Below are 14,955 nucleotides of genomic sequence, written 5' to 3' on the forward strand. Positions count from 1 at the left end.
ATGGAATACATAAGATTCATTGAAACCAAAAATACCCCTGTAAAAACAATATGTTCTTACAGGGGCAGATCTGATTCTATTAATTGTTGTTTACCCATTTCATTACGAACTCACGCTCAATGGTTCCACGGTCCACCTGATGTCTGTAATGCCGGAATCCATGCTTCTTATAAAACTCCAATGCATTTTCATTCTTTAGATAAACTTCGAGTGTAAGCTTCTCCCGTTCTTCCTTGCATTTCTTCAGCAGCTTGCTGCCGATTCCTTCTCTTCTGTATGGTCTATCCACATAGACGCCTAAGATGTGATTGTCTTCAGTCATCTTCACGAATCCCTTTACCACTCCGTTGGCTTCATAGACATAAATATTCAGATCTGATAATTCCTTCTTCATGTTCCTGATATTTTTTTCCCAGTAACTGCAAGGAATGAAATCATGAGCTTCCCGGTTGACATCCAGCCAGATCCGCAATACATCATCCGTCATCTTTTCATCAAACTTTCTGATTTTATTCATTAAGTATCATTCCTCCATCATCTTCACAAATCGTGCAAAGCGCTTCACTACCTATAGGATAGCATGAGTAGCGGAATGATTCATTATATGCATATTCTATTATTAACATATGTCATTAACGAAAGTTCAATTATTCTGACAAATAAAACCGTTTGTTTGATATTTCTTTAACTTTCTGACTCTTTCATCAAAAAAGGTCATGAAAATTTCACATTTCCTGAAATGCTTTGACTTCTAAACTATTTTGTATCCTTTGTTCTGCTGAGCCACCACTCAAGAATCACCCCGTATACAATGCCTGCTAGAAAACTTACATGATCTTCAAACCCTGTTGAACTGTAGAAAGCGAATGAAACAAGAAGCCCTAACACCGCTCCTCGAAGCAGCGCCTTTCTCTTTGTAGTGTCAGGCCATGGAGCACCCACGACAAGTCCTAGGATCACCCTGTTGTACCAGAGGGAAAAGACAAAATCGGACGAAGCACTGGACCCGGACCGAATATAAGCTCCAATTACACAGACTATACCTAGAAGGGCTCCACCTGCCAAGGCTGTTTTCATTCTTTTTGTCATTTCGACTTCCTTTCAGATCCATAATAGGATCCTGCTCTTTTCTTTCAGTATAACATCTTCTCAGGAGATGAATCATCAGTTTTGATCAATAAATCTGAATGGAAGCTTCTCATGCTGCATCAGTTCTTATGAGATTCTGAACTACATTTCGTGGAAGCAGCATACCATAACATCCTGTTGAATTCCTGTATGACAGAAAGATAAAGCCATATCTATTCCAGTCTCAAGGAAAGCGCTGCATCGAAAATCCCGTTTCCGATGCAGCGCTTCATGCTCGTCTATGGATCTGTTCGTGTGACAGATCAATCTGTCAGAAAATATCTTACCATGATGACCCCAAATCCTGCTATGATGCCCATGAATACATAGAGCATGAACAGTTCCGCCTTTCCGCCGCCATATCCGCCCTGCTGAATGTCTTCTTCAGCCAGCCTGAAGTTTTCGGTGATCTCATTTCCTTCCTCATCATAGAAGGAACTTCCAGTAAGATGAGGATTATGGATCGTGATTTCCTGAGAACCCTTCACAATCTCCAGCAGTTCATCTTCTTCGTAGACATGGAGAAACTGAAGATTGTCTTTCTCAAACTTCACTGGAATACGGATCCTGTAATCCGACAGCCCCCCCGGCATTGTATAGGCGTTGTAGTCCAGTCCATACTGCGCGATCTCCTCAGAGAGATTGTATCCGCTGACTGCGATGTATCTCTCCTTTCCACTTTCAATGGGGTAATGCTGCACCACAGAAGAGTATTCCGATGGCCGTACCTGCACCCTCAGGATTCTGTATCTGTTGTTCCATCCTTTCACGAACTGTGCTATGCCATTGATAGACTCCTGATCCCGGTCCTTGAAGGAAACGAAAAGATCTCTTCCGATGGAATAGGTTTCCAGAGCATAGGCGTCCACAGGCTGCTTAAATGGTGCTGTAAATTCCGTCACAGCCAAAGACAGCTCTGTTTTATCCAGCGCATAGCTGAATTCCATGGCGTAGACCACATAGGTTAGAATCAGCGTCAGAAGGATACTGATTCCTGCAGCGATGAGCTTCGTCTTTCTTATTTTCCTGAAGAATTTCAGCTCCGCCTTGGGGGCTTTCTCCACTTCAGTAACTTCCTTCACCATGGCCTCATGAATGCTTCTGCATTCCTCACAGGTTTCCAGGTGTTCTTTTACCACCAGATTGGTCTCTTCACTGGTGAGATGCTCTATATAGCTTGGCAAAAGATCCTGCACGATGCTGCACGTAATATCCTTCTTCATTCTTTTTCCTCCTCCCTCATGATTTTCTGCTTCCCTCGATAGAAGGTGACCCGTGCCCAGGTCTCATTCTTTTCCAGTATCTCCCCAATTTCCCGAAAGCTCAGCTCTCCTGTGAGCCTCAGGTACATCACTTCTCTCGTCTTTTCATCTAGCTTCTGCAGTTTCTGATACATCTTCAGCTTCGCATCGCTTTCCACAACCTTCTGCTCCACAGTGCTTTCTGAGGGGATGAGATCAGAGAGATCCTCCAGAGAATCCGATGTGTGACTGCCTGATCTCTTGTACTCCTTATACCAGAGGTGCTTTGCAATCTGGCAGAGCCATACGGACACTTTAGCGTCTCCTCTGAAACTGTCATAGGTCTTCATGGCCTGATAGAAGGTTTCCTGTGTCAGTTCTTCAGACAGGTCTCTACTTCTTGTAATGGAAAACAGATACTTATATACGGTTTCGAAATAGTCCCGATAGAGTTTTTCCAGATCCTTCACTGATCCACCTCCTACTAATATGTGTCACAGAATCCTGTTTCGTTACAGAAAACCCTAAAATAATTTTCTTTGGTGACAAAACGCACTTGATTTCATTATACATGTAGAGACAGACAGATTCATACTATTCTTCTATCTGTCTTCCACTATGAATATGATTCTGTAATTCTGAAACCTATTGATAGCCAGTCCTCCTTCACCCTCTTGCCCTCTGTTCTTCATTATAAATCTGTTATAATCAAAGAACACTGTCGTTATTCTGAATCTGAATGGAGAGGAGCATAAAATGAAAGCAATCATCACTGGCATGACCGGAACTGTGGCCCCCTATGTTTGTAACGAGCTCGAAAAGAGAAACATCGAAGTCATCATCTGGGACCGCAGTAAAGTCAGCACGGACAACCAGAAAAGCGTCTCTGATTTTATCAGAAAAGTCCAGCCGGACCTTTTCTTCCACATCGCCACAGGACCGGTGAAGTGGCTGGAATATATCACCAAGGCAACAAAGGAGCTTGGTGTGAAGCTCCTTTTCACAAGCTCTGTATCCGTCTTCTCCGAAAAAGGAAGCGGTCCTTATGATCCGGAGAGTGTGCCCGATGCGGAAGAAGAGTACGGCAGATACAAGATTCAGTGCGAAGAAACTGCAAGAGCCTGGAACCCGGACTCCATCATCCTCAGACTGGGCTGGCAGATCGGATCTGAGGAAGGGGCCAATCACATGGTGGATTTTCTGGCAAAGGCCCAGAAGGAACATGGCTTCATTGAAGCAAGCTCCAGATGGTATCCTTCCTGCAGCTTTCTGGAAGACACAGCTGAAGTCATCGCGCAGGCTGCCCTGACCTATCCGCCTGGAACCTATCTCGTCAATTCAAACAGAAAATACTCCTTCTTCGAAATCGCAGAATTTCTGAAGAAGAAGCACCATGCCCACTGGAGCATCCGAGAGACAGATTCCTTCGAGAGAGATGACCGGATGGTTGACCCACGAGTCGAAATGCCAGAACTCTTCTAAGCTTTATTATCACTTATGAACACTAATAGCCTGAAGAAGACTGAGACCAAGTGTCCCAGTCTTCTTCACTTTTACAGGTATTCAGGAAATGCAGCCAGTTATTTGCACACTTTTTTCATGAACCCGCCTTACCGTTTACCGCCTGAATGAGATCCCCATGCTTCTTTTCAATCCACCACACAAAAGCCCATGCCATGAGACTGGTCAGAAGGGTGAAGGGCGTACCTGGAAACAGAAGGACAAGAAGGAAACTCATGGTGTTATTCATTCCATGGAGAAGGATCACGGCCAGGATGCTGTCCATTGCTTCATAAAGAAAGTTCGTGATATAGTTCATGGCCACGATGGATGCTGTAAAGCCGATGAGTGATGGAATCAGAACAGCGGCTCCTGCAGGCAGATACAGAATGAATAGAAGCGGAAAATGCCACAGCGCCCAGACAAATCCCCCCTTCCACGCAATGTCCCAGAAGGACATGCCTTCTGCCTTCATTTCAGGGTAGAGAAATCCTCTCCATCCGAATTCTTCCGTTCCACTGGTGATGATATTAAACAGAAAGTACATCCACACTGCGCTAAATGCAGTGCCGATGCTCTGTCCTTTCAGATCATAGAAGGACGTGAACAGGCTTAGGATCACTGCCGGCAGTACCGAAATCACAGGAATGAGAAAAACATACGGCCAGAGATTTCTTCTTTTATCCGCTCTTCCATTGAGGCTTCTGAAACCAGAAACCGTTAGAAATCCCACGAAAGGACCATATACAGCCAGTGCAAAGATCAGCTGGGGAGCAAAGGCTTCTGTGCCCAGAAACTTTGTGAACAAGGTGAGCAGGGTACTTTCCGTAGAAAGCACCAGACCCGCTCTCTCACTGAGCATATAGGCGCCTCCCCATCCGATCCATGTCCATGCAAAGGCAATAATGAGATACATTTTCGTTTTTCTGTTCATGCTCCACATAGGATTCACTCCTCTTTATGATTTCTGTATTGTTATATTCTCATCAGCAACATATTACGTTCTGATCATAACTGATCAAACACCGTAGATTCACTATATGGAAATAATCAAAAACAGTTCCAGCAATATCTATACATGCCTGATATCCGTATTCATTGACACTTCATTGCTTATGGTGTAAACATCTTCCATCCCCAGATCATGAATATCTTTTTTCCCATTGGATCTGGCAAATACAGCCAGTTCTCTTGCTGTTCCTTCATAGAAGTTTCTGAACTGTTTGAGTGCCCTCTCCTCGTCAAAGAGAGACCTCAGGGTCATATCCTGTGTGGCAATCCCAGCTGGACATAGCCCCGTATGACAGACTCTTGACTGCAGACATCCTACAGAAATCAGGGATGCTGTAGCAAGGGCTACTGCATCTGCACCAAGCGCCAATGCTTTGGCGATGTCAGAGGAATCTCTGAATCCTCCAGTTACGCAGAGTGTTACTGTAGACCCTTTCTGATCGAGATATTTTCTGGCTCTTCTGATGGCGAAAATCGGTGGAATCCCAACATTATCTTTCAGAAATTTTGGAGCAGAACCTGTTGCTCCCCCTCTGCAGTCAATGGTTATGAAATCAGGTTCCGCTTTCAAAGCCATTTCAAGATCCTCCTCCACATGTGCTGCGGCAATCTTGATTCCAACGGGGACACCCCCTGTGATTTCCCGTATGTAGGATACTTTTTCCACAAGGTCGGGAATGGTATCCACACCATGGAATCTTCCTGGTGACACAGAATCTTCTCCTTTTTCTAGATTTCTGATTTTCGCAATTTCTTCCGTAATCTTATCGGCAGGAAGATGGCCACCGAGCCCAGGCTTCACTGCTTGTCCGATTTTCAGTTCCACCGCATCAGCCATTTGGATTGCTTCCTCATTGTGAGAGAACGGTGCAGTGCCAAGTTCGTAAATATACTTCCGCGCTGCGCTTCTGGATTCAGGAAGCATTCCGCCTTCACCGGAACACATGGCTGTATCAACCATCGTCGACCCTTTGGCTAAAGCAATTTTCGCTTCACGGGATATGGCCCCGAAAGACATATGTGAAACATAAAATGGAATCGATAGCGTAAGTGGTTTTCGCGCATTTCTTCCAATCACTGTCTTCATGTTCACGTCTATATCCGCATTATAAGGCATGGGCTCCAACTGAGCTCCCCTGAAGAGAATGGTCTTCCAATCCGGAAAACTCTCCAGTGTTCTCATGGATGAGTCTTCACTTTTTCCTGATTCAGCAAGTTTACGGATTACATCCATCTTGTTATCAAAAGCTTCGCTTTCAAAGCTTTCCTGATTCACTTTTTCACTGATCAGTCCTTCGTCCCTGAATTTTTCATACCAGTGTTCACCACTGCAGAAAGGTTTATTTCTGGAATGGCCACATCTGCACAGCGCATAATGATTCTCCGTCTGAGGTGCATCTTCAGACATAAGTTTTATACCGCCCCTGACATGATAAGGACCATCTTCAGTGATCATGACTTCTTTCTTGGTGAAGAAATCATCGTGCTTTATACCGTCCACTGTGTAACTCAGTGCACCAGAAGGGCACTTCTCTATGGTCTCAATGATCTTTTCCATTGATTCCGCATCAGGAACAATCCAAGGTTCCTCGTTCATTCTGAAAACTTCTGGAAGACCATCTGTGCAGAAACCGGCATGACTACATATCCCGCGATCATCGTGGATGATGATTTCTTTTCCCACGTAGGATTCCAGTTTTCTCTTCACCCGTTCCGGACTTTTCGCATCGTCGAATCCGATTCTTCCATGGGTTCCATCACAGAACGGTTTCGTGTCTGATTTTCCGCAGCGACACAGTGCAGTTGATTTTCTGTGTATCTTAACAGGACGTCCTGTAGACTTCACGATATGACGGAGTTCCTCTGCAACAAAAGGCCCATTTCCTGCAATCCTCATGATGGCTTCCCTCTTCATTCTGATCATCCTCTCCTCATGCTTTTATTATTTCCCGGATTGAATAGCCGACTAAAAGTTCCATGTGTCGGTGGATCCATGCACGCTCTTCACTTGTCCTTTCCAGCATTCTACATAATGTCTCAATAATCATGTCTGGTCCATACTAAATGATGATATTTCTGAAAACCTCAATATACTGAAGACCAATTGAAGGCTTATTTTTCTTGAATCAATATCTGTTCATACATTGCACTGATTTTTTCAGAAGTAGTGCTTAAGAAGAAGCTCATTATGTCTTCATGCTAAACCAGCCTTCCTTTTCTCAGTGGTGCGGTCATGAAGCGCCATGCCGCTTTTCTGCGGGTCAGCCAGGCAATCTGCACATTATTCCTGCTGTTCTTCAGCATGCGCGGTACAAAGAACTTCGCTACCGTTTCCGGCTCATCCGCCAGGATATTGAAGATCCGTCGAAACTTCTCATTGGCCATGAGCTCTGCGGTTCCTCCATCTGGCATCCTGGTGATGAAATCAGTAAGCATCATACCTGGAGACAGACGCCCAGCAAGGACTCCTGTTCCTTCCAGTTCTTTGGCCAGCCCCTTCATGAAATACGTCAGGGCATGCTTTGTTGTGCCATAAAGAATGGTCTTCTCCTGTATCATGTTGTTGGAGCCAAGCCCCTCCATGCTGTAGATGCTTCCATGCCCCTGCCCGATCATTTCTCTGGCTGCAACCTGGGAGCCATAGATCATCCCCGTAAGATTTGTTTCTATGATCCTTTCGGTGTAGCTTTCATCCGTTTCCCAGGAGAAAACATGTGGTGTATTCTGTCCTGCATTATTGATCCAGATATCCACTGAGCCCCACTTCCTGGCGGATACATCCCAGAGATTCTGGAGATCCTCCTTTTTCTGAACGTTGCAGGAAATAAAGATGTATTTCCCCTGATAAGCATTCAGCGCTTCCAGCACCTCTTCCTTGAGCGCTTCTCCCCGTCCAGACAGAGTCACATTGCAACCCACCTTAAGAAATTCCAATGCCATCTGATAGCCGATTCCACGAGTGCTTCCCGTGATGACGATATTCTTCATATGCCCCCCTATTCTTCTTTCTGTTTTAAAGTTCGTAACCCCATTTCCACCCTCCGATAAACTCCAGTATCTGATTCTCAGTTCTACTTCCACTACAACGGTTTCTCTTCACATTCTCTTCACTTCACAGGTAAGTGAAAGACTGAAAAGAATCTCAATTACAAGCATGGAGCCCGCCACAATATAGGGCGGAAAGTAGATGCCCAGGAAGAGAATCAGAATCGGAATCAGAACAGAAAACACATAGTAGCTCCTGGACTTATACAGCCACCCATAGGGCAGCAGGTGAGCCCCAAAGATCATAGCGAGAACCATCACCATTTTCTCAGGCACCGTAGGATATACCCACATGGCAATGAGAAGATACAGCATCTGATTCGCAGAGAAAAGCACCCCTAAAGAAGTCAACGGGTTATTTCTGTTGGTGAAATCCACCCTGATCACTTTGGAAATCAGATAAGCCAGGGGCATCAGCGGTGCAGTGATAAAGAACGTCAGAAGATTTTTCGTGAGTATGGGCAGTTCTGTCAGATGCACTGCAAGTACTGCACTCCATAGGATGACGGATGCCAGAATGAAATGTAGTCCATTCTTCTGTTTTACTGAGGAGTCGTTTCGCATTTCTTCAAGATTCATATAACCTGTTTCCTTTCAGTTCCATACTTTCATCATTTTGATCATCTTCTGTTTTTCTCATGATTTTCTAAGTCTAAGGACCATTGCAGGAGGAATTTCCACCCAATCTGTCTCGTCTGAAGAAAAGCAGGGTTCTTCCATTTCATCCAGAACAAAACCAGCCGCAAAACTCTGATGAAGGATTTCCGACAAAGACCTGTGATAGTAGAGCTGTGGCACAGGCTGCCCGTCAATGGCATTCCCTTCATAGCATACCGGCGTCCTGTAGCTGAAAATCTGAACGCCGCTTCTTCTCTCGATTCTGCTTCCCCTATCTTCTGTTTCCATGATTCTTCTCATTCCGGGCGTCTGAAAACAGGGATGCATAATGGAAAAGACAAAAATGCCTTCCGGTTTCAGAAGCTCATGCAACGCCTCGAGAAGGGGCTGGATATCCGCAATATCCATCAGGGCCATATTGGCCACTGCCTTGTCAAAGGACTCTTCACCCAGTTTCATGAGGTTACTGTAATCTGTGGCGTCCATGACTCTGAAGTCAATCTGGTCCCCATAGGCTTTGCATCTCTTTCTGGCATTTCTGATCAGATTTTCACTGTAGTCAAGGGCGACTACTTCTGCGCCCAGTTCCGCCAGTCTTCCGGAAAAATTTCCATTACCGCAGGCGACATCCAGAATCCGTTCCCCACTTCTGACGGCAAGAAGCTTCTCTGTAGAAGGTCTTACGATTTCCCTGTGAAACCTGTTGCTGTGTTCTCCCATCTTTTCATCCCAGAAATCCGCATTCTTCTCCCAGCGCACTTTACTTTCTTCTGTGGTCTTCTTCCAGTTGCTCAGACTTCTCACCTCTTCTCCTGAATCAGCACATCCAAATTCCACTACAACAGTCATTGGCTTCAGCATTTCTATGATCAGGCACTCTGTCCAATAGATGGTATCAACTTGCCTTCTTATTATCTGTACTTCTCTTCAGAATCAGAAAAACAGCAAAATTGATTATGACCAGCAATACTGCTCCAGTGATCAGTATTTTCTTTTCCGATGCATCAGGTGATTTCATAGACATCTCCTCCCCCTTTCATTGCTGATCGGAGCAATTCCCATCACCTCCAGGAAAGTCCGATGCTTCACTGAAATCAGTACTTTCTGTAATCCTTTCTTATGAAAGGTTCTCTGATTTCTTCACGGGTCATCAGTGAATATTTTGAAGGTCTTCTATAGGCATTTCCATGAACTTCCTGCTCACGGTACTTTCTCAGCTGGGAAAGATTCAGCTGTGCAAGATAGATTCCCTCTTCTTCTCCCGCCTCCATGATGCAGGTATCTCTGGAGTGCTCAAGCTCCGGAAGATAAGCAATTCCGTCAAATACTGTGGAATGGCCATTGCAGTCTGGTTTACCCGACGGATAGTTGCAGGTGGCAATGGCCAGCATGTTTTCATAGGCACGACCTCGCAGCTGTGCCAGGCGATTGATTTCCATAGGGCAGGCATTCGGCACAAGAAGAAGCTCGGCTCCTTGCAGCATCAGGATCCTCGCACTTTCAGGAAACTCCCGATCGTAACAGATCATGGACCCCACTTTTACATTCCCTTTTTCCGTGTCAAGATCCGCCACAGGAAAGTTTTCTCCTGGAGTCAATCTGCACTCTTCTCCAAAGTCACAGGTATGCACTTTCGCGTAACTGTAGACCATCTCCCCGAAACGATCATAAAGTGCTATGGTATTTCTTGGCAGCGGATCATGTTCTTCAAGAAAGGTGATGCCGATGGCCATGGAAAGCGCTCTGGCAAGTTCTCTGAACGCTTTCGTGAAATCACTTTCAAGGGAAACGGCGCTCTTTTTCAGAAGATCCGGATCTTCTGGAATCACATAGCCACTGCTCCACATCTCAGGAAATAGTGCAAGGTCGGCACCATACTCCTTCGCTTTTCTTGCGTATTCCATGCCTTTCTGAAGATTTCCTTCCTGAGAGCCTGTAGGCATAATCTGCAGTAATGCGATTTTCAGCAGGTTTTCATCTTTTATCTTCTCTTCCTTTCTCATCTGAACCCTCCTCTCAGTTGCCAGGAAGTGTTTCTGCTTCAGCTGAATGTTCTGCACCCAGGTCATTTTCTATGCTTCATTCACTGCATCGGAATAATACTTCGCTTCTGCAGCTTCAGCCTTATGCGCTTTCTTATAGTGGTACATCTGATCATCGGCTTCCTTAAGTGTTTTATGGAAATTCAGATCTTCTCCTCCATGAAACACGCTGTATCCATAGGATACCGTAGGCAGAGCAATTCCGTTTTTACGAACTTCTTTAAGGGCTGTGGTCATGTCCTTGAGATGAGATTCTATTTTTTCAACATCCGTTTCCCTGCTAATTATGGAAAACTCATCTCCACCATAGCGATAGCAGGTGAACTCCCTTGTAAAGGATGCTCTCACAATGGATGCTACGGTTTTTATGACCTGATCCCCGTAATCATGCCCATAAGTGTCATTGACATTTTTAAAGTCATTGATGTCAAGAATGATCACTGAAAAAGCCACGGGTTTCACCAGTTCTGCTACCGCTTTATCAAAGGCGGACCGATTATAAAGGCCCGTCAGCGTATCAAAACTGGTGTCAAATTCAGAAAGCAGCAGAAGATAGAGACCCAGTGCCAGTGTCACACTGTGCCATGAAGAATAGGCTGACGGTACCACCAGCTGGATGCTTGTACCGAGAATGGTGAAGACGGAAAGTGCCATGAGCTTCTTTACAATGGGATAATTATAGGTTTTACCCATATCCAAAGTGCTCACAACAAGAATCAGAAAGTTAAGTACATAAGCGATGATGAAAAGAAAAAAGTAATCTCCCCGGGCGTACTGATTGTTTTCATTGATCTGGAAGATCAGACCGTATCGTGGCGATAGGAAAACTGCCATGATATTCAAAATTGTCGGAAGCAGAATCAGTCTATGGGCTTTAAGGATTCCTCGATCAAAGATAAGGGAAATCATAACTGGAATCAAAGGAGTCAGTGCAAACCCTATGACATTCGCAATCATATTCACATGACGCAGATCCAGATTTCCTTTACCGGCAGCTATGGTTGCCGCTTCCGATGATAGGATGAGGACTGTAAGGATGATTCCCGCCGCAAAAGGTTTCTTTCTCCTGGGATTCACCGCAGTACTGGAACGAAGCATTCCCATAAGAAAAATCAGTGCAGCGATGTCTATGAGGTAGGTGGCAGCATACATCAAATCAGAATCCTCCTGACGCTCGAATTTTATTCTCCATGATTTCTTACTATTGTTTATTCAGTTCAAAAAGAATAAACAATAGTAACCTACTTTGTTGAAAATTTATCAGAACAGTGAAGACGTCAGCTCTTATGGTTCAGAAGATGAACGCCTGCTCTGTATTGGGCCACATTGCGATAATAAGCTAATTATATATGCATCTTTATTCTCAGTCAATTCAGATAATTAATCGCACTCGTACCATGAACTATCTGCTGACAGAAAAATCCGGAAATCCTCTCTACAGATTTCCGGATACGGTTTCGATTGCTCCGATTAAGAATTATGGATTTGCCAGAAAGTGATCCTGAAACATGTAACCACAGCATTCATGAAAAACAGGATTTTACGCTGACGCTAACGTTTCGTGTCATTAATCTTTCTTGAACTGAATGATTCTTAATATAACCATTAAAAGCAGCAACACTGTTATGAACAAAGGTAAATAGTATTGTATGAATCTATCCGATGATTTAAGTACATCAGTCATTAACCAAAATGCAGGAATCAAAGGTAGCATGGTGATACTGTGGACAAGCCAATATGTTTTCTTTGGCACCTAATTCTGTAAAACAGAAGAGACCGCCGCTGTACATATGATGATGAATGAAAATTGAGTGAAAGGTGAAATTAAAATGTTCATAATGAATCCCTCCTTATAAGGCCAGCTGCACCTGGTTCTATAGCACTCTTGCCAAATGCATCACCAGCACCAGGAAAAGAATCAGTCCGCCTGCAGTTCTGTGCACACTCAGATAAAGTTCTGAGGGTTCTCCCCCTTCCACCCACAGAAAATGTTCGAGTTTCCATGCCAGTTCAGGAAAGAGGATCAGAAAAGCGCCGAAAGCTGAAAGTAGCATCAGGATCAACACGATGATCACATTGCCTTCCACGATATTATCCCCTATGTAGGAAACGGCATCCTCCAAACCATAAATCATCTGCACATCAAAGGGCAGCTCTTCCATTCTTCCATGATTTCTTGAAGCGATTCCTTCATCGCTTTGAAACCAGCGGCTTTCGGAGATGGCTTCCACATAGACCTCTTCGCCATTTTCCGAAATGCGGTATCCTTTCTCGAAAAAATCATCCGATTCCACCTTGAGCTCTTTCTCACCGTATTCCACTGTATATTGTGTCGCGAAGGATACCTGATTCTTGTCTGGCTCCTCAATACTTACTGTCAGGAGTTCTCCATCCTGATCTTTAAAGACCATATCTCCCGCATCTCTGGACACCAGATGAAACCGGGTATCTTCCACCTTGAAGGAAGTGTCTTTCCGATAGGCCAGAAATCCCAGCAGGATATTCAGAAACAGCAGCAGTAGGACTGCAGCACCTAACCAGTTCATTCGCCTCTTCATATAGTCATCATTTCCTGTTCTGTTCATGGATCCTCCACCTTTCAGATTCTCTGTTCCATTATATTACACCTTAATATATTCATATTATTAATTTATCAATCCAAATAAATTCTTCGTAGTAAGAATAGTATAACAATATTTTCCTATCCTGTATTCCCTATTCTCAGCTTTATCGACATTCAAGCCAGTCTTCATCCTGAAACATCGGATTTTCATCACAGTTCATCCTATTCTGTGGCACCTGATTCTCTAGAAAATTGTGGCTCTCCATTGGCTGGAAGCACCACCAGGTCACACCTGTATCCATTTGCTGATCCGGCATTGTCAAAATGAACCGCTGGAGACTCCTCACAAAAACATTGCTCTTCTTAAATTTTGATGATAATATCATAAAAAATATAGGAAGCGGTCTCACAAGAATCCTATAATGAACACTGGAGTATGTGCTTCCGAGCTGAAAGAAATACTCTTCCATCAGGCTTTTTTAGAACCTTACAAGTAATAACCGAAATCCGGGAGGAAATCTTCATGATTACAATCAGAAACAGATATCTTGTGCTTTTCGGAGCACTTCTTGCTCAACTGACCATCGCCGCCCTCTATGCATGGAGCATCTTCGGCATCGCGATTCAGAGTGAAAGAGGATGGGGGGAAGAAGAGGTTCTGCTCACCTATTCCATTTCCGTATTCACCTTTGCCTTCAGCACGATTTTTTCAGGTAGAATCGTGGACCGTAAAGGTCCACGTCCCGCCCTTCTCATCGGGGCGATCCTCTATGGAGGCGGCCTGATTCTTTCCTCTTTTGCCCAGACTCCGCAAATGCTCTATCTGACCTACGGCATACTCACTGGAGCAGGAGTCGGCTTCGTTTATGTATGTCCCCTCTCCACACTGGTCAAATGGTTTCCGGAGCATAAAGGTGCCATCACAGGGCTTTCCGTCTCCATGTTCGGCGGGGGAAGCATCCTTTTCAAGGAAGTGATTTCCTACTTTCTTGAGGGTTCTACAGTATCGGGCGCATTCTTCAATCTGGGCATCCTCTCCTTCGCACTGATTCTCATGGGTGCTCTCCTTACAAATAACCCGGAAGGATTTGAGAAGCAGAAGACTGAAAAGGAAGAAGGGGATTACACCACCTTTGAAATGGTGAGGACCTCCCGATTTAGGCTCCTGTTTCTCATGTATTTCCTTGCATGCATTCCCGGGCTTCTGATACTGGGATCTGCGAAAAACATCGGCATTGAAGTGGCCGGACTTGAAGCAGGCGTCGCCGCAGGCATCATCTCCATCCTGGCCATATCCAATGCAGGAAGCAGGCTGGTTTCCGGTGCGCTGTCCGATAAGATCGGCACCCTCTCTGTGCTGAGAATCATCTTCTCCATTACCGTCGTTTCCCTCTTGCTGCTCAGTTTTCTGGCTGAGAACAGAATCATGTTCTATCTGGGCGTCATGGGTGTTGCCATTGGATTCGGAGGCTTCCTGACCCTGTTTCCCATCTACACCAATCAGGCCTTCGGCAGATTCAGATACGGATCCAATTACGGTATCATGTATCAGGCCTATGGACTGGCAGCCCTTGCCGGGGTACTCCTGAAATCCGCTGCCGGAAACTACACCAACACTTTTATCATTTCCACCCTATGTGCAGCCGCGGGACTGGGACTATCCTTTCTGCTCCGCGAAAAAAATGCAGCGGCAAAGGAGAAGATCGGAAAGATCATCTGAGAAACTTTGCCTAAAAGAAGCAGCCCTATTCTTCTGCTAAGGAGAATAGGGCTGCTTCTATGTGTGCTATCTTCTTCCTACGTGGAC

The 14,955-nt window shown here is 44.9% G+C and carries 15 protein-coding genes; 2 read left to right on the plus strand and 13 right to left on the minus strand.

Translation table 11 applies throughout. From position 1 onward, the window contains the following. Positions 1-79: 79 nt before the first annotated feature. From ACHAL6_RS02730 to ACHAL6_RS02745, 4 genes are all read right to left on the minus strand, one after another. Complete coding sequence (locus ACHAL6_RS02730; RefSeq protein WP_395268712.1) at positions 80-517, minus strand: GNAT family N-acetyltransferase; 438 nt, start codon at positions 515-517, stop codon at positions 80-82. Between the two features lie 239 nt (positions 518-756). After that, positions 757-1,089 (minus strand): hypothetical protein, encoded by a 333-nt coding sequence (locus ACHAL6_RS02735; RefSeq protein ID WP_395268714.1) that lies wholly within the window; start codon positions 1,087-1,089, stop codon positions 757-759. Positions 1,090-1,391: 302 nt separating this feature from the next. Beyond that, positions 1,392-2,351, minus strand: coding sequence for a zf-HC2 domain-containing protein (locus ACHAL6_RS02740; protein ID WP_395268716.1), 960 nt, complete (start codon positions 2,349-2,351; stop codon positions 1,392-1,394). Further along, complete coding sequence (locus ACHAL6_RS02745; protein WP_395268718.1) at positions 2,348-2,839, minus strand: RNA polymerase sigma factor; 492 nt, start codon at positions 2,837-2,839, stop codon at positions 2,348-2,350. The genes ACHAL6_RS02740 and ACHAL6_RS02745 overlap by 4 nt, the downstream gene beginning before the upstream one ends. A 286-nt stretch (positions 2,840-3,125) precedes the next feature. Between ACHAL6_RS02745 and ACHAL6_RS02750 the strand changes: the two genes are divergently transcribed. Beyond that, entirely contained in the window at positions 3,126-3,851 is a 726-nt protein-coding gene (locus ACHAL6_RS02750) for a sugar nucleotide-binding protein (RefSeq protein WP_395268720.1), read from the plus strand. A 115-nt stretch (positions 3,852-3,966) separates the two neighbouring features. Here ACHAL6_RS02750 and ACHAL6_RS02755 read toward each other — a convergent pair whose 3' ends face one another. The 9 genes from ACHAL6_RS02755 to ACHAL6_RS02795 form a co-directional block, all read right to left on the minus strand. Continuing rightward, positions 3,967-4,812: a CPBP family intramembrane glutamic endopeptidase gene (locus ACHAL6_RS02755; RefSeq protein WP_395268722.1), complete on the minus strand. Its 846-nt coding sequence runs from the start codon at positions 4,810-4,812 to the stop codon at positions 3,967-3,969. Between the two features lie 129 nt (positions 4,813-4,941). Continuing rightward, positions 4,942-6,804 (minus strand): glutamate synthase-related protein, encoded by a 1,863-nt coding sequence (locus ACHAL6_RS02760; protein WP_395268723.1) that lies wholly within the window; start codon positions 6,802-6,804, stop codon positions 4,942-4,944. A gap of 275 nt (positions 6,805-7,079) precedes the next feature. Continuing rightward, positions 7,080-7,961, minus strand: coding sequence for an SDR family NAD(P)-dependent oxidoreductase (locus ACHAL6_RS02765; protein WP_395268724.1), 882 nt, complete (start codon positions 7,959-7,961; stop codon positions 7,080-7,082). 15 nt (positions 7,962-7,976) lie between these two features. Further along, complete coding sequence (locus ACHAL6_RS02770) at positions 7,977-8,504, minus strand: DUF7010 family protein (RefSeq protein WP_395268725.1); 528 nt, start codon at positions 8,502-8,504, stop codon at positions 7,977-7,979. Between the two features lie 57 nt (positions 8,505-8,561). Further along, entirely contained in the window at positions 8,562-9,347 is a 786-nt protein-coding gene (locus ACHAL6_RS02775) for a class I SAM-dependent methyltransferase (protein ID WP_395268726.1), read from the minus strand. 91 nt (positions 9,348-9,438) lie between these two features. Next, complete coding sequence (locus tag ACHAL6_RS02780) at positions 9,439-9,561, minus strand: hypothetical protein (RefSeq protein ID WP_395268727.1); 123 nt, start codon at positions 9,559-9,561, stop codon at positions 9,439-9,441. A gap of 76 nt (positions 9,562-9,637) precedes the next feature. Next, on the minus strand, positions 9,638-10,546 hold the full coding sequence (locus ACHAL6_RS02785; RefSeq protein WP_395268728.1) for a carbon-nitrogen hydrolase family protein: 909 nt from the start codon (positions 10,544-10,546) through the stop codon (positions 9,638-9,640). Between the two features lie 69 nt (positions 10,547-10,615). After that, entirely contained in the window at positions 10,616-11,737 is a 1,122-nt protein-coding gene (locus ACHAL6_RS02790; protein WP_395268786.1) for a GGDEF domain-containing protein, read from the minus strand. 722 nt (positions 11,738-12,459) lie between these two features. After that, positions 12,460-13,170, minus strand: a complete 711-nt coding sequence (locus ACHAL6_RS02795; RefSeq protein ID WP_395268729.1) for a hypothetical protein — start codon at positions 13,168-13,170, stop codon at positions 12,460-12,462. 501 nt (positions 13,171-13,671) lie between these two features. On the opposite strand from ACHAL6_RS02795, the gene ACHAL6_RS02800 reads away from it, so the two are divergent. Further along, the gene (locus tag ACHAL6_RS02800) at positions 13,672-14,868 is read left to right on the plus strand and encodes an OFA family MFS transporter (protein ID WP_395268730.1); all 1,197 of its coding nucleotides are present in this window, start codon (positions 13,672-13,674) and stop codon (positions 14,866-14,868) included. Positions 14,869-14,955 lie beyond the last annotated feature (87 nt).

Source organism: Proteiniclasticum sp. C24MP (assembly GCF_043951855.1).
In the GTDB taxonomy this organism is placed as follows: domain Bacteria; phylum Bacillota; class Clostridia; order Clostridiales; family Clostridiaceae; genus Proteiniclasticum.

What these genes read in the sequence shown, in the direction of transcription:
- ACHAL6_RS02800 (WP_395268730.1), top strand. Translation starts at nt 13,672, where the DNA reads ATGATTACAATCAGAAACAGATATCTTGTGCTTTTCGGAGCACTTCTT.
- ACHAL6_RS02780 (WP_395268727.1), bottom strand. Translation starts at nt 9,561, where the DNA reads ATGAAATCACCTGATGCATCGGAAAAGAAAATACTGATCACTGGAGCA.
- ACHAL6_RS02790 (WP_395268786.1), bottom strand. Translation starts at nt 11,737, where the DNA reads ATGTATGCTGCCACCTACCTCATAGACATCGCTGCACTGATTTTTCTT.
- ACHAL6_RS02755 (WP_395268722.1), bottom strand. Translation starts at nt 4,812, where the DNA reads ATGTGGAGCATGAACAGAAAAACGAAAATGTATCTCATTATTGCCTTT.
- ACHAL6_RS02770 (WP_395268725.1), bottom strand. Translation starts at nt 8,504, where the DNA reads ATGAATCTTGAAGAAATGCGAAACGACTCCTCAGTAAAACAGAAGAAT.
- ACHAL6_RS02760 (WP_395268723.1), bottom strand. Translation starts at nt 6,804, where the DNA reads ATGATCAGAATGAAGAGGGAAGCCATCATGAGGATTGCAGGAAATGGG.
- ACHAL6_RS02735 (WP_395268714.1), bottom strand. Translation starts at nt 1,089, where the DNA reads ATGACAAAAAGAATGAAAACAGCCTTGGCAGGTGGAGCCCTTCTAGGT.
- ACHAL6_RS02740 (WP_395268716.1), bottom strand. Translation starts at nt 2,351, where the DNA reads ATGAAGAAGGATATTACGTGCAGCATCGTGCAGGATCTTTTGCCAAGC.
- ACHAL6_RS02785 (WP_395268728.1), bottom strand. Translation starts at nt 10,546, where the DNA reads ATGAGAAAGGAAGAGAAGATAAAAGATGAAAACCTGCTGAAAATCGCA.
- ACHAL6_RS02750 (WP_395268720.1), top strand. Translation starts at nt 3,126, where the DNA reads ATGAAAGCAATCATCACTGGCATGACCGGAACTGTGGCCCCCTATGTT.
- ACHAL6_RS02730 (WP_395268712.1), bottom strand. Translation starts at nt 517, where the DNA reads ATGAATAAAATCAGAAAGTTTGATGAAAAGATGACGGATGATGTATTG.
- ACHAL6_RS02795 (WP_395268729.1), bottom strand. Translation starts at nt 13,170, where the DNA reads ATGAACAGAACAGGAAATGATGACTATATGAAGAGGCGAATGAACTGG.